Origin of the sequence: Bacillus sp. NPDC060175, from assembly GCF_042728695.1 — a bacterium.
Taxonomy (GTDB): domain Bacteria; phylum Bacillota; class Bacilli; order Bacillales; family Bacillaceae_G; genus Bacillus_A.
Genome location: NZ_JBHWYR010000082.1, coordinates 1 through 17364, shown reverse-complemented (window position 1 = coordinate 17364; position 17364 = coordinate 1). Strand labels below are relative to the sequence as shown.

Genomic DNA, 17364 nt, shown 5'->3' with positions numbered 1-17364 from the left:
GTAATAGGACTAATGACATAAAAAGATTGTTAACTAAAAATTGATTAGCTGCACATTTTTTGACCATAGATAACAATGGGCTAAAATTAAGATAGTAGGATAAAGTAAATAAACTTCCACGAAATTTGTGCAATAACTATAATTAGGAGAAATTGAAGAATTGCTCTTGTAATCGAAAACTCTCCAGCATTTACATTTCTCTTATTTATTTTACCACTTGAACAGATACTGGTTTCCAACCCTGATTCTCTACCCAATCAATATCAACCTTATATTTTTTATTACTTTGCTTATCTCGTACATTACCGTAGGCTTTATTATTACCATTATTCCCAATAAAATCAAAAATCAATTGACTCTCTGGAACATCAACAGCATATGAAATTGCTTTTTTCATCTCATTCCAATCTACTGTTCCTTCTTTAAATCTCATTGCAGGTTTCGCTCCTTGCTCTGTACCAATTGGCTTCCAAGAAGGATTAGTTTGAGAACCCTTTTCTTCAGATATCGTTTTTTCTCCCTCTTTATTTTCATTTTCGTTCGTTTTTACAGGTTCTTCTACTTTTTGTTTCTCTTCTAAATGTGCTGTTTCTTTATCTTCGTTTTTCTTTTCTTCTATCTTTGCCGCTTCTTTATCTTCGTTTTTCTTTTCTTCTATCTTTGTTGCTTTCTTTTCTTGAGCAATTGCTTTCTTTGATGTATCAGAAGTGAAAAACAATTGATATGTCACTATGCCAACTGTTACTAATACCACACTAAATGCGATATTAAATATCCCCTTATTACGACGATTTTGTTGTTTTGCTTGAAACCTGCTTCCTTGTCCCATTTTTCAAACCTCCGTGTTTATTTTCGCCACTAATCTTTACGTATTGTTCCTAAGGATCTTAATATTTTTATTAAATAATAAAAATGAACTACACTTCCCATACAGAATTCTATATAAAAATAATAAAATTTATGCTTTTTCAAGTATCTGACATATGTTATTCAAAAATAGTTTAATAAATTAAAGATTGATAAGTTTCTGTACTTAAGTATACTTTTTAACAATTAAGCCTCTTCTTCACCGATTTATAATTTTTAAAATCAAATGCCCTCTTTAGTTTGCGCTTTCCAATGGATATGCCTTAAAATCAAAAGAGATTTTACCTCTTTTACCTTCTTTTCAGAATAGCTTTCGCCACTAGGGAATTCTATTATTCCTAATCTAACCTTTAATTCGCTTTCATGACAAAACGAATCTTTATGAAGTCCCCTTATCTTTTGTATAAAGCGCCTTTATTTTTTTCTATATAGAGCATTATTTCTTTGTTTATAACCTTCATAAAAGCTTCTTCTCTACTGTATAAGTCATTTAAACTATACAATCCATACCATTTAATATGTAATGCCTCTATTAATTCCACCTTGTTTTCCAGACAATACTATTATTTCTGAACATTACATTTATTATGAATACACATTCCCGCTTACTTGAATTAAAAATTGCGCTTTTCTATAATACATTTTATTGTTAATAACTTCAATAATGAATATGTACATATGTAGCATTGAATGGATGCAAAAAAACATAGAAATTTAATCTTTCTACGTTTTTCCTAACAGCTTCCTTCCATTTCACTTTGTGATCGAATTCAAAACTATTTTTTGACAGCTCCTTGTTTATGAACCAATATCACAACAGTACCACATTTACCTTAATTTGATGATTACACTAATTTTCTCTGATAGCTAAATAAGAAAAAAACGAAGTCACAGACAGATTTCAATTCATCATAAAAAAACGGTACGACTTTATTTCAAAGCTACACTTATGACTATTTGGTTGAGTGATCGGTACGTCAATATATCTTAAAAAGGAGCTCTCTTGATAAAGAGAGCTCCTTTTCTTATTTCTTCTTCTTTTCTGTCGGTTGGCTTTGTTTAGCGAAATTAGACGAATCATCGAAATTCGGTTGTTTTTTACCAGCATTATTACTTCTACCTTTTCCCATATGTAATGCACCTCCCCTCATCCTTACTATTCCCAATAAAAAAATCCTCTTGCATCCAAGATAATTTTTTATTAGGCTCTTATTAATAATGTCCAAGCGGTGTATACTTATCTAAAAATCTAAGGAGTCTTATATATGGCTAAAACAAAAGAAATGGCTGAGGTTTTTAGGATAGGATTACAAATTGGTTTATTTTCAAAAACTGATGTAATTAATTGGGCTGATCAAACTATTGAAACACTAGATCGTCCTGCTAATGAAATTATTGACGTTTCTTTATCCAGTAATGATAAATTAGTCGATATTGTATCTAAATTAAAAAACATAAAAGGAACATATGATAAAAAATTACCCGTAAAAATTATACTGGGACTGTTATGGGAGCAATTTATTATAAATGAAGAAAATGTGTTGAAAATAAAACCATTTATATCTAATTTGATATATTATAATTGCTGTGAAGGGTTCGATAATGTAGATAAACAGCTGTATAATTTTAATGAGGAAATAAATTTAGCCGAAGATAATATATATGGGCATCTAGAAGATATTAGCCAAGAAATAAAAGAGTTTTTATCTATTTATAAAGATTTTAGTATGTGTTTTCATTTACCTTATGGTGTGCTAAATGATGAATAAAAACAACAGGTCTCAAAGACTCTTAGAACTTCTTGAAGCAAATAGAAAAAAGCACAAACCTACTTATGGTGCTTTATATGACGAATGCGTCTGCGTGTTAGGTGCTGAAACTAAAGAATTATCTCCTTAAAGATGATCAGAAATATACAAATTATTAAATGACTCTTACCCTTTTGAATGGTGGGGACGAATCAGTTGGAATAAGGTTGCTCTTAAACATGCCATTGACTCCATGGATCAAATATCTCATCTTATCCCATTGGAAAGTAAAGTCTATATCCTATGGAGTACTGGACCTACTCCTGTTCTCTATGCAAATTTAAACGATATATTACGTAATATTGACGATGTAACGGCGGTTGGTAGCGACACTTATCTTTTTTGTCCAAATAATTTTGTTATAGAATTTTACCATGAAGGTGAAATCATGATTGGTTTTGGAAAAGACCGTATTTAACAGCCAACATACAAAGAATTTTTTTTGTTTCTAGATATATTGATACTGATATTGATGTGTTATGTAAACTTAATATGAATACCTTATGCAATCAAAATACCTTTCATCATCTATATTCTTGATGTAGTACACTCTGGATAAAAGGTAGAGGGAGATAGACAATGAAAGAAATCATTAAAGAGATTGTTTCTACAAGTAAAAGATACAAAGTTCAAGTTATCAAACGAAATGATGGTTTTTACACTACAGAAGTTTTTGCGTGGTTTGAAGATTACGGATATGAGTATTGGGCTCCTATTAAGCAGGGGTTATCGTTAATTGATACAGAAAATCATGCCATATCTATAGCAATGGAACACTTAAAAGTGTATTCAGGTGAGAGTGATTAGTGGGCACCAGCCGAGAGTTATTTACTTTATCAAGGTTTACTTTAGTAAATAAAAGGCTAGTTAGCTCTTATAATGGACTAACTAGCCTTTTTATTATTTTTTCCTTTTTACATATGTTTCTCATGCAATTTTCGTTCTAAGAATTCGATAAATTCTTCTAGCTTTTGTTTATCTAAAATCGATACGAAAATATACACTAACTAATTTTCGACAAAAAAGAATGGAATTGATTCTATTTTTGGTAAATGTTTTTATGAATATTACGATACACAAAATTACTATATTAATTTTAATAAAAGTCCCTTGAAAGGAGCCACTTATTTTACAAGGTACTGTTCTACTTCTTTTATTAATAGTTCTGCACCTTCTGGACTTAATGTTATCTTACCGTTTGCTAATGATATGTTACGATTTGATACCTCTCCTGTTAATGCACAAACACCACCGGGCTGATATTTCTGTAAAACAATGTCTTCACCTTCTACAAAGATCTCTAATGGTGATTTTTCTTTAATACCTAACGTATTTCTAAGTTCCTTTGGAATTACCACGCGCCCTAAATCATCTACTTTTCTAGTCACTCCGGTTGCTTTCATCTAGCGTCTTTCCCCATTTCATTATCAATTGTACCCAAGTTATTCTCCACTATTATAACAAGCTTTCCCCATACATGAAAATTTAGTTACATTTACAAAAGAACAAGTGGAACAAATAGAAAATTATTGGTATAAAAATAGGCTAAAGAATCGAAATGAAGCAATTCGCCAGTTCGTAGAGAAAGAATTTAAGTCATAAATAATGAGTACCCTTTTCATTTTCCTTAAAAACACATGTAAAGCCTGTATCTATCTTTACATGTGTTTTTATAATGAATAAGACCTATTGTATTAACTTCTTCATCAAAACGCAAAATAAACCGATTTGGAAAGCCGTTTTCAAATCAAACCTCATTTTTTTAACGCATTTTTACAAAAAAGGAAAAAGTGCTGAATTTTTATCAACTATAATGACCCGGGTTTTAGAGACATGAAAAGACCGCAAATCTTTCTTAAAGAATCGCCTTGCAGCCTTATGATTTCTATGCATTTAATTATTTTTATATTTAAATTTATTTCTTAAGGAACTTTTTAAGGCAGTGAAAAATATCCTTCTTATTTTTCACTATATAATACTTAAACTTCTCATCTTCAATGTTTTTATAAACAGAAAAAAGGGTAAATGATGAGCGATTATACTAGTTTAGTTAGCCGGGATGTAACCAAATTTAATATATTCTGTTCCCAAAACTCACTTGTAACTTTATTATTTTCACCTCAAGAAATCCATTCCCCTTTAAAGAGGTGTTGTATTTTAGACTCAATAATCATTAATCCCTCATGGGGGCATCATATCATACCCGTCAAGCTAAGATTTTAAAGTACCCCCTAAATGGAGATTTTGTGTTTTTATGGTACCTAAGTTTATTTTTATCGTTTTGGGGAACAACAGATTTTTAACTTGATAGCAATGTGGCGGTACCCCATGCCCATCAAGTTAAAATCTCATACCACCCCCAGAACGAAAATTTTCTTCGTTTTGGGGAACTGCCAATTTCTTAGCTTGATGGCGATGGGGCGGCACCCCTATTAAAGGCATTTCTCCTTCTAAAGTAGACAGTACTTGCAAGCTTAGTACGAATCACAATTGAACTCATGTTACTTAATCGTTCCCATCCCGCCAATTTTAATGTTAACCTTGACGTTTACATCGCTCTTTGCTAATTCATTATTCCATTTATTTTGGACTTTTTTCCATTCTGGATATGTGTAAGTTCTTGCATATCCTCCAAGCCCAATAGGGTCGATTTTGGCAGTTTGTATTTTTTGTATTAATTGATTGAAATCAGCTTCCAGTTTAGTTTCAATCGCCTTTTGTAGTTTTGCTGCGTCCTTTCTTGTATTAAACGAAAAAAGCCGTTCTGTAATACCGATACTCATCTTTACATCTACATTAAATATAAAATGATTATCATATCTTGTCTTTGTCTTTACTTTAATACTATAGGCAGTAAAACTTATCCAATCTTTATCTTGGCTGTCCGCCTTTATTTTAATTGGCATTGTAAATGAAAACTCCCCTGTAGTTCCTTGTTGCAAAATGCGTAATAGTTTGTTTTCATCAGGTTTTAGCGTTAATTTATACCTTCCCTTTTCATCCAATAAAGCTGTACCTGTCACCCATATTTTATTCTTTTTTTTCATCTCAGTAATATATGCTGTTATCCCTTTGTCTGCTCTTTGTTCATGTAATTCTTGAAGCGTTGTTTTTACTGTGATGTTTCTTAAAGCAGCGGTATCAACTAGTTTCGTTAAATATATAGGAAGCCGCGGCTTATCTTTTGGGCTATGGAAGATGACGTCCGAAACAGGTCCATCCACAGCGACAACCCTTGCGGTAACTGTATTTTTGGGATCTCGATAAAATGGATCGAGGTATTTCATCCAGTTTTTTTGTTTCAGTAGCTGTTTTCCAGCTAAAATAACCTGCGTTTTACTTCCCGAGGTAAGCGCCATAACAGTAGCATCAAATTTGTCTCTCGAATTTCGAATCGTAACAGATTTTACACCAGTGGTTTCTTCTTTTATTTTTGCTTCTTTATTGAAAACAGGGCTTGACATATACACTAATAAATTATCATTACGATCTAAATCGATACCAAGAATAAGAGTAAGAGAAACATCTTCAACATTTGTTTGATCAAAGCATCCAGTCATCATGAACACCGATAACAAAATTAAACATAGTACTTTTCTTTTCAATGTCAATGTATCCTCCCCTGGCGAAACTTCTCATATAGACAGCAATACAGCCATAACATGATCGGTGATATATAGGTTAATCCTAATCCAGCATTCGATAATACCTGTTGCCAAATTTCGGCTTCATTCCAACTAGGATGAGTCCAAAATGTAAATCCGATAATAAGCAATAAGAGAATAACTACATGAGAACTGTGGTCTTGTTTTCCAAGTAATTGGCTTGAACAAAATACAGAACAGTATAGGGCAGGAATCCATGATGTGGAAACAATAGTTAAATAAACAGCCAATAAAATCATATCAAAACGTTCTAAAAAACGAAATTCAATTACTTTCAGTAAATTTATTACCGGTTGATTATATTGCGTAATACTATCAGGGCTAAAATAGGCAAAGCAAACAATAGTAGCAAATAAATAAAATAACATCGTTAAGGTGTTTGCTATAATCATTCCATGGACTGCATACTGTTTTTTTTGTAAAAATGGATATAAAAAGAAAGCAATATCAAACCCTAAATAAGCAAAAACAGTGCTTGGTACAGCCGTTAATATAGGTTTCCACCCTTCTTTTAAGAGCGGAAACAAGGGCATCCAACTTCCGTTCCCTTTAAGAGGGATCAAAAAAAATATCGGAATCCAAAGAAACATATAAAAAATAAGTTCGGAGTATCGTCCTAGAATGCTAGGACCGTTACGCGCAACAAAATAGGTAGGAATCGAAAACAAAAAGATAACGATATAGTCAGGTGTTTTCGGAAGAAGCCATCCCTTAAGGTAAAGCATAGCGTTTACAAGAACGATACAAGAATAAAAAGCGAAGTACATCATGTAAATAATAACGAATGCTTTCCCTACTATTTTTCCAAACAATCGTATAAGAATGTCATAAATCGTGTCCTCAGGATATCTTGCAGCAGTTTTCACTATAAATACACCTGATATTGTGGAGAATATCCAACCAATCAATATAGCTATCCATCCGTCTGTTCCAGCCTTTTCTGCAAGCACGCGCGGAAGCGATAAAACGCCAGTGGCCACCTGCATTCCATTGATTAAAATAATATACTGCATAAGAGTGATTTCATTATAGGCATACTTTTTCATAATTTCACCTTTTATTATGATTCTTTCCTTGTCGAATAGATTGAATGGTTCCATTACCCTTAGGACGCCTTCTTATCGTCCATAAAGGAAAGCGTACAAAAGCATCTTTCATATCTGCAAAGCGAAACGGTGCTAATGGCGTTCCGTAAGAAGTACCTAGCGATTTAAGACTGATCAGATGTCCAATTAAAGTCATCCACCCGATAACAAGTCCAACAATTCCAAATAGGGCAGCTGCTAGCATCATTGGAAAGCGTAAAAGTCTTACTGCCGCTCCCATATCATAGTTAGGAATAACAAAAGAAGAGATGGCGGTAACAGCAACAACAATAATCATAATGTTGCTTACAATTCCCGCTTGAACAGCCGCCTGTCCAATAACAATACCACCTACAATTCCAACTGTCTGACCGATCGGGGTAGGTATCCTTAAAGCCCCTTCTCTCATCGTTTCCAATGTTATTTCCATAAGTAATGCTTCCATAACTGGAGAAAAGGGTACGCGCGTTCTTGATTCTGCAATAGATAAATATAGCTCTACAGGAATAACTTCAAAATTAAAGGAAATAAACGCAACATAACTCGCAGGCAGAAATAAAGCAACCATAAAGGCGATAAAACGAAGCACCCGAATAGACGAAGCAACTAACCACCTTGTACCGTAATCATCGACTCCTTGAAAAAAGGAAATAAAATTTGTTGGAGTAATTAACACATTAGGTGAATGATCCATTACAGTTACAAATCTGCCCTGTAGAATGTGAGATACAGCCAAATCAGGTCTTTCGGTTAATATAAATTGCGGAAACGGTGAGTAAGGGTGATCTTCAATGAATTCTATAAGTTCGCCATTACTAGTCACAGCGTCGATTGTAATATTTTGAATTCGTGTTTCTAATTCCTTCAGCACATCTTCAGAAGCTACATCTTTCAAATATAAAATAGAAATTTTGGTTTTGCTTCGTACACCAATTACTATTTCTTTTATCGTTAATTCACGATGAGGAATATACCTTCGAATCATTGCGATATTTTGACTTCCAGTTTCTATGAATGCTTGATGTGCACCTTTTAGAGCTATTTCGTTATGTGCGTCTTCAACACTTCTTTGTGGCCATCCTTTTGTATCCAATTGATGTGCTGTTGTTCGACTGTGAATTAATAAAACACTATCTCCCCCAAAAATAGCATTTTCAACCTGACTCAATGTATTAATAATCTTAATTTGTCCTAATGGAATTGGAAGTTCTGTATTGGTATCAAAATCACTATTCATCAAAGGACTTAGAACATGATTTTGAATCAATTCTCTATCTGTTAATCCAGATAAATATACTAAAGCTGCTTCCAATCCATCTACTGTTATTTGAAACCGCCGAATTACTAAATCAGGCGCTTGACGAAATATATTCTGAATGTGAGCTATGTTTTTGGATAAATCAGCGTCTAAGAGGGAGTTTTCAATATTTTTTTCCTGAAAATGAGTATTATCTCGTATTGAACATGACTTAGGATTGTCTCTATATTTTAAACGTGTCAAAAATTTAGCCATGATTCCCTCACTTTCTATGTACCTTTTATAGTATGTTTAGTATGCATATATTAAGAAAAAATATCCTACTAACTAGAGAGGTAACATGCGAATTATTACTATAAAGTTTTTGGTACATATTTCATAAAAATCACGTTGCTATTCTCAATAACATGAGAAAATAGCAACGTGATTTCAACTTCAAGAATAGTCTTTTAAGTTGATGGATGTGTGGTTCTGCCCCATCCCTATCAACCTAACAGAACAGGTTGCCCCCAAACGATTAAAATAAATCTTTTAGGCCTCACCATATCAAAAAAAGAAAATCTACAATTATCAAGACCTAATTTTATAAAATGTTTTAATATAAACCCCTTCAATATATTATATATGTCTAATATACCGGAGTATTTTACATGTATTTCTAGAATATACAATATAATCGTTATATCAGGTTATACAAATCAGGATTATGACTTTTGAGATGGATTTAAAGCGGGAGTCAGTTCTAAAACCGAAAAAGTAGAAAATCAGAGGAAATATAGCTTATCCAGACCTAAATTGAAAAAGGATAGATAAAAGACATAACATATTGGTCGTATAAAATATGTTATGTCCTTTCTTTTTCAGCTTATCTCCTTGTTAACCTAATAAAAAAACATTAAATCTTTTCTAAAATTGATTTAACGAAAGCAGTTTTCTTTTCTACGTATTTATTTTTATTCAACTTTGCTAAATTAGGTTTGAGCTGTTCATAATCAATTCTTGCTTCATCATTTAAAGACTCTTTTAATACTCTACTTTGTTAGTTCAAGAAGAAATTGAGAACGTTGTTCTCCCTCATAACTTTTTGTAAACATCTGCGTAAGCTACTTTTTTATTTCTTATTAAATAATTTGATAATAACTCCATAAACTAAACTTACTTGTATCTCATAGGAGTGTATTATTCGTGAAAAAAATTTGGATATTCCTCTTTTTTCTAATCATTTCTTTTTGTTCCACACCAATATCCATATATGCTTTTACAGATAGTCGTAAGGCGTATGAAAAAACAGGGAAGGTAATTTGGGAAGTAAATACAAAGGAAAAAATAGTTGCAATAACATTTGATGATGGGCCTCATCCTGTTTTTACCCCTCAAATACTTGATATTTTAGCTAAATACAATGCGAAAGCAACCTTTTTCGTAGCAGGTAATAAAGTTAAAAGATTTCCTGCTATTTTAAAAAGGCAAGTAAAAGAAGGACACGAAATTGCTAATCATACTTATAATCATATATATGATAGAAATATTACTACCGCTAAATTAACAGCAGAATTAGATCAAACGGATAAAATTATCAAGCAAATCACTGGCTATAAACCAACTCTCTATCGTCCAGTTGGAGGCCTTCACAATGATTTAATTATTAATACAGCTATACAGAATGGAAAACTTGTTATTCTATGGTCATGGCATCAAGATCCTCAAGATTGGAGAAATCCAGCAGCTAGCAAAATTTCTAAATATATAACAAAAGGTGTGAAGCCTGGCAATATCATTCTACTCCATGATTGGAATGGCAGCGAATTTTCTCAGACATCTCAGACAGTTGAAGCATTAGAAAGTATCATGAGATATTTATACAGAAACGATTATGAATGTGTGACAGTATCTGAAATGCTCTATCGTTCCATAAAAATAATCCCCTCCCCTTTTGATCCTTTTTATCATTTTAGCCAAGAAGACTCCTTCCTCAAGGAACGCTTAGTGAGTAGGTGGGAGATGAATTGGCTTCGGACAAGGGATGGCAGGAAGCCATCTTAATTGTTCGGCATACATAAACTGTTACTTCACTACCTATCGAATGTACGTTTGTTGTACAATAGAAACATACCGAAATGGAGGTGAAATGAATGATGATTAATAAAGCATATAAATTTCGTATCTATCCAAATAAAGCACAAGCAACCCTAATCAATAAAACGATTGGCTGTTCTCGTTTTGTATTCAATCATTTCCTATCTCTATGGGATAATGCATACAAAGAAACAGGGAAAGGTTTGACATATGGTACATGCTCTGCCAAACTCCCTGCCATGAAGAAAGAGTTTGTTTGGCTAAAAGAAGTGGATAGTATCGCGATTCAGTCGTCTGTTCGCAACCTTGCGGATGCTTATACACGCCTTTTCAAAAAACAAAACAATGCCCCGCGTTTCAAATCTAAGAAAAACAACGTACAATCTTATACCACAAAACAAACAAATGAAAACATTGCCGTTGTAGGAAATAAGATAAAATTGCCAAAATTAGGTCTTGTTCGATTTGCCAAAAGTCGTGAAGTAAAAGGACGTATTTTAAATGCTACAGTTAGACGGAACCCTTCTGGCAGATACTTTGTGTCATTGTTAGTTGAAACAGAAGTGCGAGAACTTCCGAAAACAAACTCTTACATTGGAATGGATGTGGGACTAAAAGATTTCGCCATTTTGTCAGATGGAACAACCTATAAAAATCCGAAGTTTTTTCGATCATTAGAAGAGAAGTTGGCAAAAGCACAGCGTGTTCTTTCTAGAAGAATGAAAGGATCTTCTCGCTGGAATAAACAACGAGTAAAAGTAGCTAGAATTCATGAATACATGACGAATGCTAGAAAAGATTACTTGGACAAAATCTCGACTGAAATCATCAAAAGCCACGATGTTATCGGTATAGAGGATTTGCAAGTATCAAATATGTTAAAGAATCATAAGTTAGCAAAAGCAATTAGTGAGGTATCATGGTCTCAGTTTCGAACTATGTTGGAATATAAGGCAAAATGGTACGGTAAACAAGTCATTGTTGTATCGAAAACATTTGCTTCAAGCCAATTATGTTCTTGTTGTGGATATCAAAACAAAGACGTTAAAAATCTAAACCTACGTAAATGGGACTGCCCTTCTTGTCGTACACACCATGATAGGGATATTAACGCAAGTATCAATCTAAAGAATGAAGCGATAAGGCTTCTAACCGCAAGGACTGTGGAGATAGCCTAATAAATTAGAGTTCGATAGAACTCTTTACTTAGGAATCCCCCTCTTCTAAACGAAGTGAAAGTGGGGGTAGTTCAACAGTGAATCTAGACTTATTTACTATCTATTTTTTTAAATTATCTTATTTACTTTCTTGTATCTCGAAAATATCATTAGGTTCTTTGAAATCTCTTTCTGTGTATCCATAACTATCTAAGTATGCCTTTGCTCTTTTCTTAGCTTCTTTGATTGCATTATCCATTTTTAAGGGTGAAGTAGTACGTTTTATGCATTGTTATGCAACGTTAATAATCATTAATATATAAGGGTTTAGAGGACATATCAGCGACCATTTCCCTCTTATCATTAATAAGAAGTATTCGTTTAGTTTGCATTTTCGTTTGCAATCTGGTTAACACTTTTTTATATCTCTTCTATTACATATACCTTCACAAACACATCATACTTAGCTGCCAACTCTTCATATTTTTTAGCTTTTCTTTATTCACTTTCATTTTGTGCGAACAATCTACTTCCCTAGCATGAAGTACTCCTCCATTATCAAGAAACTTCATATCAGGAATATCCCCCTTTTTTTCCTTTTCTATTTTCCAATCCTTCTTCGTTGTAAAGTTGATAGTCTTATATGGGGTATACAAAGAAAACCCTGCTCATTAATTGCTAGCAGGGTTTAATCTGTTTTGAGATAATTGATACAGAAGAAGGAATTGTTCATAATTCACATCGACAACAACCCAGTTTCTCAACGGATCTATGTTTTATTAACTTACTTTTACTTATAAGAGTTTCTATAGAACTATTACATGCTTTTAAATATTTTGTGATTGAGCAGTTGGCTATATTAATTCTATAATTTGAATACTAATATTGGGTTGAGCAGTGGTACCTGCTGGAAAAACACTTGTTTCTCCTTGTGCCCCTGTTGTCACAATTGATAGTGTGCTAGGGCTCCCAACTGGAGTAGTAACAATTGCTCCTCCCGACGATTCATTTGCACCCGTAAAACCTAAAGCTGCTGGTTGGAAATATCCAGAACCCGGTACATCTAAACCGTTTAATTGCAAATTACCCGCCATTCCAACAGACGCATCATAAGTAAGGAAATACACTACATAATACGTATGTCCACCTTCAAGAATTATAGGGAAAGTTCCGGGTGAATGCATAATGTCTGTACCTACAATAACCCCATTATCACTAAGGTCAAGTGGTATCCCTACAATTGTCGAGAATCCTGGGACATTATATATATGAGCACTATTAGGCGAAACAGCTCCTGTCGGACCAGTCGCTCCCGTTGAACCAGTTTCTCCCGTCGGACCGGTTTCCCCCGTTGGACCAGTTTCTCCCGTTGGACCAGTTTCTCCCGTTGGGCCGGTCGCCCCAGTTGGACCAGTTTCTCCTGTCGGACCGGTTTCTCCCGTTGAACCAGTTTCTCCCGTCGGACCGGTCGCCCCAGTTGGACCAATTTCTCCTGTCGGACCGGTTTCTCCCGTTGGACCAGTTTCTCCCGTCGGACCGGTCGCCCCAGTTGGACCAGTTTCTCCCGTCGGACCGGTCGCCCCAGTTGGACCAGTTTCTCCCGTCGGACCGGTCGCCCCAGTTGGACCAGTTTCTCCCGTCGGACCGGTCGCCCCAGTTGGACCGGGTGGTGCAGTAATTGATGAAATCGGTGGTAATGTAGGTCCTACCAAATTAGGATCAAATGGGCTATCAAATTGATTTACATTACAGTTTAATCCTTGCCATTTATTTCTCCTCTCCATATATCTCCCCCCAAAAAAATTTCCATTTCCCATACAACACAAATATTAGACAAAGTATTATTTTCTCTACAAAGGTATGATATATAGAAGATGTACTATTCCCCTCAAAGATTTTTCAATCTAATGAATGTATATCTGATGATTTACCTGCCAAATTAAATATTAGGAAGAATCAATATATATCAGAATATCCGATAACCTTCTATGGATTCCATGTATAGCCAAACATAGTTGAATAACTAACCCTTTTCCCCTTACTTCACATATACATAGGCTACGTTTGCAATTAAGTAAGACTACTGCACTATATAATTGAAGCTGTGAACGAAAAGCCCCCTTTAGATTTTCTAAAGGGGCTTTTTTATATTTCTTCTACAAATCTTATTAGCTCTATATATTTTTTAATTTATATATTGACTATAATGAAATTACACAAAAGAATATACCTTATAAAAATATCTCCTATTAATAAATTTCGATAAATAAATTTCAAAAACTAGTATACATGCTTATGCATAAATGAAAAAATGAATATATCGATATTGAAAAGTTTTAAAATTCTAAATTAATTTCAAAAGGAGATTAGATAATATGAGTGAACAATGTCCAATTAATGTACCATGTCAAGTGACAGGACAAACTCAAACACCATTAAGTGATGAAGCTGCAACACCGATTCTTACTCCAGGAGCACCGATTGTAAAAATACCAGTTGTATTAGCGGAAAGAACAATTCAAATCTAAAAGTCTAGTGGTACATTTAATTGATTCTTCAATCGTCAGTTCTTGTTTTTTTAGTTTTTTATGAATGACGGAAAGAGTTAATTTAAGTGAAAGAATGTATTACTTTTGAATTGTACAAATAGGGAGAGTAACTTCAACTGTTGTTCCTTTATTTACTTCACTCTCAATAAATACCTTTCCCTGATGTGTTTCTATAATTTTATAACAGACCATTAATCCTAAGCCAATCCCCTCTTCCTTAATACTGTAAAAAGGTTCTCCTAGATATGGTATACGTTCTTTTGGAATCCCACATCCTTGATCGATAAAGCGAATGCTTATTTGATCATTATCAAGTTTATCAATTTGAATCAAAATTTCTCCTCCCATTGGCATGGATTCAATTGCATTTTTAAAAATATTTACAAATACTTGTTTTAATTGATTTCCTTCACATGGAATCAATGGAATATCCGCTGTAAAATCGATTCTAATTTGTATGTTATTCATCATTGCTTGAGGTTGCAGTAGCATTAAAACTTGATCCATTAGCACACTAATATCATTCGGTTGTATCTTTACCACCTGTGGTTTAGCTACCGCCATAAATTCAGTTGTAATACTTTCTATACGCTCAATCTCTGATGATACTATATCTATATAACCCTGATTATTCTCATTTTCCGTTGATTTTAATAATTGCATAAACCCTTTCATTGCGGTTAATGGATTATTAATTTCATGAGCCATTGCAGTCGCTAATTGTCCTACAACAGCGAGTTTTTCAGATTTTCGTAGTAATTCTTCTGTTTTTAACCGTTCAGTGATATCACGAGAGATACTTAGGAAAACTTTTTTACCATTCAAGTTAAAAACACGGACACTAAACTCAGTTGTTATTATTTTTCCTGTTGGAAAAACATATTCATCTTGCAAAGTGAAAGAAGTCTGTCCTTCTCTAATTTTTTCTAACAGCTTTATAATCATTGGAGAATCTTGTGGTACAGCATTTGGGAATGGCAACGATAGCAGCTCTTCTCTACTATATCCAAATCTTTTACACCCAACAGGGTTTACCTCAATAAATCGACTTGGAACATGATCTTCATTTAGCTCTACTACATATACTGCGTCAGTTGCTTGTTCGATTAGTGCACGGTACTTCATTTCACTATCACTTAATTGTTGGTGTAATCGATGCCGTTCTCTTTCTGCTTGTTTTCTTTCAGAGATGTCTCTACATATTGCTGATAAAGCTATCACATTTCCTCTTACATCTAGAATAGGAGAAACTGTAAGACTGACATCAAGAAGGCTTCCATCGTTACGTTGTCTAACAGTTTCTAATCGAGTAACTACGGATTCACCCGTTAGAATTTTCCGAATATTTTCAAGCGATTCGTCCATTAAGAAGTCTGGTACACAAGGTAATCTCTTACCTATGATTTCGTGTGATGACCACCCAAATATCTTTTCATAAGCTTTATTAGCTTGTAAAATATGTCCTTCTCTATCAGATATGGTAATAGCGTCTACATTATGCTTTATAAATGATTCCAGTAATTCTTTGGTTGCTCTTAATTCTGATTCTACCTTTTTCCTTTCGGTTATATCGACTGTAGAACCAACAACTTCAATAACTTGTCCATTTCGTTTAATCGGCCTAAGCGCAATAAGAATAATAGTTTTATCATTTGGCCAGGCTAATTCAAATATAATTTCTTTCCCTTCCCATGCTTGAAGATAATACTTCATCAATTGTGGAACTAGATGTGGAGGAACAATAGAAGCATCAATAGTGCGTAAGCTTTTCCCTACCACCTGTTCAGAATAAAATCCGTTTTGATAATAAAACTGTCCATCACATAAAGTGTGTATAAAGTGCTTACCCACTTTTTTAAATTTAAAGATCCCCCCTTGAAGCTCGTGTACGGTATCTGTGAGTTCTTGCTTCGATTTTTTTAATTTTCGATTCATTTTAGATAAGTCCTGTGTTAAATAATATAATCTCTGGTAAGCTTCCATAAGAAATAGCCCAATTAAAAGTCCTAAAGCAATATATAATAAGCCTTGAGTGTAAAGCAATGTAGTATTAAAGAATACACCAACTAACCACTTTATTCCCACAAAAACAGAAAAATATAAAGATGCACTTTTAAATGGATTAAGGTTTTTAAAATATGTTTTAAACGTAGTAAATAGGATACCCATACCTAAATAAGCAATCACAGGTGGTTCCCAATACCCACCAATGTAAAAGATACGCATTATAATAATGCTAATTAACGTAATCCAACCAGCAATGCGACCAAAGTAAATAAAAGATAGAATAAGAGGAACAACTCGAAGATCATAGGAAAATCCCATGTACGGAAAAGAAAAGAACATCAAAGTAACTGCGATGATTCCCCCATAGAATTTTTTAAAATATCGCCTGGAATGACTCGTAAACACTTGAATAAATATTGCTGCGCTAACTAATAAAGAAAAAATAGATAGATTGATGAAATAGTCTTTAATAATCATGTAATGTCCCTCCTTGCATTAAGTGTATTCGACAAAAAAGCGGAAAATCCTACAAATAGTATAAACAGTTCAGGTGCATAAAATTTAAAATGCATGTAAGTAAACTCTAAATCTTGGACATACTGATACTGTTACTCTAAAAAGTTGTACAATCGGTATAAATATTGAAGAATTAGTACTTCTTACAAAGATATTCTTCTTAAAGGATGTCGACATGAGGTTAATATTTCACAAAAGTATCAAAATGCAGACCAAAACTGAGATTGACATATCAACAGACATTAACATGTTAACCTTCGAAAGAATAAAAATGTTAACTTCATGTCAACTCCCCTTGATAATAAAGATAATAAGAAACTAATACTACATGGATAAACCATAGGTTTGTTAGAACAAGAATTGAAGTATATAATTT

General features: G+C 33.6%; 12 protein-coding genes and 6 pseudogenes. 6 read left to right on the top strand and 12 right to left on the bottom strand.

Features of this window, described 5'->3' with window-relative positions:
* Nucleotides 1-205 precede the first annotated feature (205 nt).
* Both ACFWDE_RS26000 and ACFWDE_RS25995 read right to left on the bottom strand, forming a co-directional pair.
* Nucleotides 206-829 (bottom strand): YrrS family protein, encoded by a 624-nt coding sequence (locus ACFWDE_RS26000; protein ID WP_377895693.1) that lies wholly within the window; start codon nt 827-829, stop codon nt 206-208.
* A 237-nt stretch (nt 830-1066) separates the two neighbouring features.
* Nucleotides 1067-1409: pseudogene (locus tag ACFWDE_RS25995) on the bottom strand (sodium:proton symporter).
* A 723-nt stretch (nt 1410-2132) separates the two neighbouring features.
* Between ACFWDE_RS25995 and ACFWDE_RS25990 the strand changes: the two are divergent.
* From ACFWDE_RS25990 to ACFWDE_RS25985, 3 genes are all read left to right on the top strand, one after another.
* On the top strand, nt 2133-2636 hold the full coding sequence (locus ACFWDE_RS25990) for a hypothetical protein (RefSeq protein WP_377895691.1): 504 nt from the start codon (nt 2133-2135) through the stop codon (nt 2634-2636).
* Nucleotides 2637-2778: 142 nt separating this feature from the next.
* Complete coding sequence (locus ACFWDE_RS30580) at nt 2779-3093, top strand: CDI toxin immunity protein (RefSeq protein ID WP_483861754.1); 315 nt, start codon at nt 2779-2781, stop codon at nt 3091-3093.
* Nucleotides 3094-3254: 161 nt separating this feature from the next.
* On the top strand, nt 3255-3482 hold the full coding sequence (locus ACFWDE_RS25985; RefSeq protein ID WP_097935994.1) for a hypothetical protein: 228 nt from the start codon (nt 3255-3257) through the stop codon (nt 3480-3482).
* Between the two features lie 317 nt (nt 3483-3799).
* Here ACFWDE_RS25985 and ACFWDE_RS25980 read toward each other — a convergent pair whose 3' ends face one another.
* The 6 genes and pseudogenes from ACFWDE_RS25980 to ACFWDE_RS25955 form a co-directional block, all read right to left on the bottom strand.
* Nucleotides 3800-4078: an AbrB/MazE/SpoVT family DNA-binding domain-containing protein gene (locus ACFWDE_RS25980; RefSeq protein WP_000648339.1), complete on the bottom strand. Its 279-nt coding sequence runs from the start codon at nt 4076-4078 to the stop codon at nt 3800-3802.
* 388 nt (nt 4079-4466) lie between these two features.
* Nucleotides 4467-4562 (bottom strand): annotated as a pseudogene (locus ACFWDE_RS25975) (IS6 family transposase); the annotation flags it as partial.
* Between the two features lie 28 nt (nt 4563-4590).
* Nucleotides 4591-4716, bottom strand: a pseudogene (locus ACFWDE_RS25970) (sporulation protein YhbH); the annotation flags it as partial.
* Between the two features lie 460 nt (nt 4717-5176).
* Nucleotides 5177-6280, bottom strand: coding sequence for a Ger(x)C family spore germination protein (locus ACFWDE_RS25965; protein ID WP_377895694.1), 1104 nt, complete (start codon nt 6278-6280; stop codon nt 5177-5179).
* A gap of 2 nt (nt 6281-6282) precedes the next feature.
* Entirely contained in the window at nt 6283-7386 is a 1104-nt protein-coding gene (locus ACFWDE_RS25960; RefSeq protein ID WP_377895689.1) for a GerAB/ArcD/ProY family transporter, read from the bottom strand.
* 4 nt (nt 7387-7390) lie between these two features.
* The gene (locus ACFWDE_RS25955; RefSeq protein ID WP_377895688.1) at nt 7391-8938 is read right to left on the bottom strand and encodes a spore germination protein; all 1548 of its coding nucleotides are present in this window, start codon (nt 8936-8938) and stop codon (nt 7391-7393) included.
* Between the two features lie 930 nt (nt 8939-9868).
* Between ACFWDE_RS25955 and ACFWDE_RS25950 the strand changes: the two genes are divergently transcribed.
* On the top strand, nt 9869-10726 hold the full coding sequence (locus ACFWDE_RS25950; RefSeq protein WP_377895686.1) for a polysaccharide deacetylase family protein: 858 nt from the start codon (nt 9869-9871) through the stop codon (nt 10724-10726).
* Nucleotides 10727-10815: 89 nt separating this feature from the next.
* On the top strand, nt 10816-11937 hold the full coding sequence (tnpB, locus tag ACFWDE_RS25945) for an IS200/IS605 family element RNA-guided endonuclease TnpB (RefSeq protein ID WP_377895684.1): 1122 nt from the start codon (nt 10816-10818) through the stop codon (nt 11935-11937).
* A 399-nt stretch (nt 11938-12336) separates the two neighbouring features.
* Here the strand turns inward: tnpB and ACFWDE_RS25940 are convergent.
* Together ACFWDE_RS25940 and ACFWDE_RS25935 are read right to left on the bottom strand one after the other, a co-directional pair.
* Nucleotides 12337-12530, bottom strand: a pseudogene (locus tag ACFWDE_RS25940) (replication-relaxation family protein); the annotation flags it as partial.
* A gap of 240 nt (nt 12531-12770) precedes the next feature.
* Complete coding sequence (locus ACFWDE_RS25935) at nt 12771-13700, bottom strand: exosporium leader peptide-containing protein (RefSeq protein WP_377895682.1); 930 nt, start codon at nt 13698-13700, stop codon at nt 12771-12773.
* Between the two features lie 591 nt (nt 13701-14291).
* On the opposite strand from ACFWDE_RS25935, the pseudogene ACFWDE_RS25930 reads away from it, so the two are divergent.
* A pseudogene (locus tag ACFWDE_RS25930) lies at nt 14292-14441 on the top strand (CsxC family protein); the annotation flags it as partial.
* Here ACFWDE_RS25930 and ACFWDE_RS25925 read toward each other — a convergent pair.
* Both ACFWDE_RS25925 and ACFWDE_RS25920 read right to left on the bottom strand, forming a co-directional pair.
* Nucleotides 14442-14534, bottom strand: a pseudogene (locus tag ACFWDE_RS25925) (protein kinase); the annotation flags it as partial.
* Between the two features lie 9 nt (nt 14535-14543).
* On the bottom strand, nt 14544-16949 hold the full coding sequence (locus tag ACFWDE_RS25920; RefSeq protein ID WP_377895680.1) for a PAS domain S-box protein: 2406 nt from the start codon (nt 16947-16949) through the stop codon (nt 14544-14546).
* Between the last annotated feature and the right edge of the window lie 415 nt (nt 16950-17364).

Bases quoted from the DNA above. Each gene is read 5' to 3' on its own strand.
- ACFWDE_RS26000 (WP_377895693.1), bottom strand. From the start codon at position 829: ATGGGACAAGGAAGCAGGTTTCAAGCAAAACAACAAAATCGTCGTAAT.
- ACFWDE_RS25980 (WP_000648339.1), bottom strand. From the start codon at position 4,078: ATGAAAGCAACCGGAGTGACTAGAAAAGTAGATGATTTAGGGCGCGTG.
- tnpB (WP_377895684.1), top strand. From the start codon at position 10,816: ATGATGATTAATAAAGCATATAAATTTCGTATCTATCCAAATAAAGCA.
- ACFWDE_RS25990 (WP_377895691.1), top strand. From the start codon at position 2,133: ATGGCTAAAACAAAAGAAATGGCTGAGGTTTTTAGGATAGGATTACAA.
- ACFWDE_RS25955 (WP_377895688.1), bottom strand. From the start codon at position 8,938: ATGGCTAAATTTTTGACACGTTTAAAATATAGAGACAATCCTAAGTCA.
- ACFWDE_RS25920 (WP_377895680.1), bottom strand. From the start codon at position 16,949: ATGATTATTAAAGACTATTTCATCAATCTATCTATTTTTTCTTTATTA.
- ACFWDE_RS25960 (WP_377895689.1), bottom strand. From the start codon at position 7,386: ATGAAAAAGTATGCCTATAATGAAATCACTCTTATGCAGTATATTATT.
- ACFWDE_RS25985 (WP_097935994.1), top strand. From the start codon at position 3,255: ATGAAAGAAATCATTAAAGAGATTGTTTCTACAAGTAAAAGATACAAA.
- ACFWDE_RS25935 (WP_377895682.1), bottom strand. From the start codon at position 13,700: ATGGAGAGGAGAAATAAATGGCAAGGATTAAACTGTAATGTAAATCAA.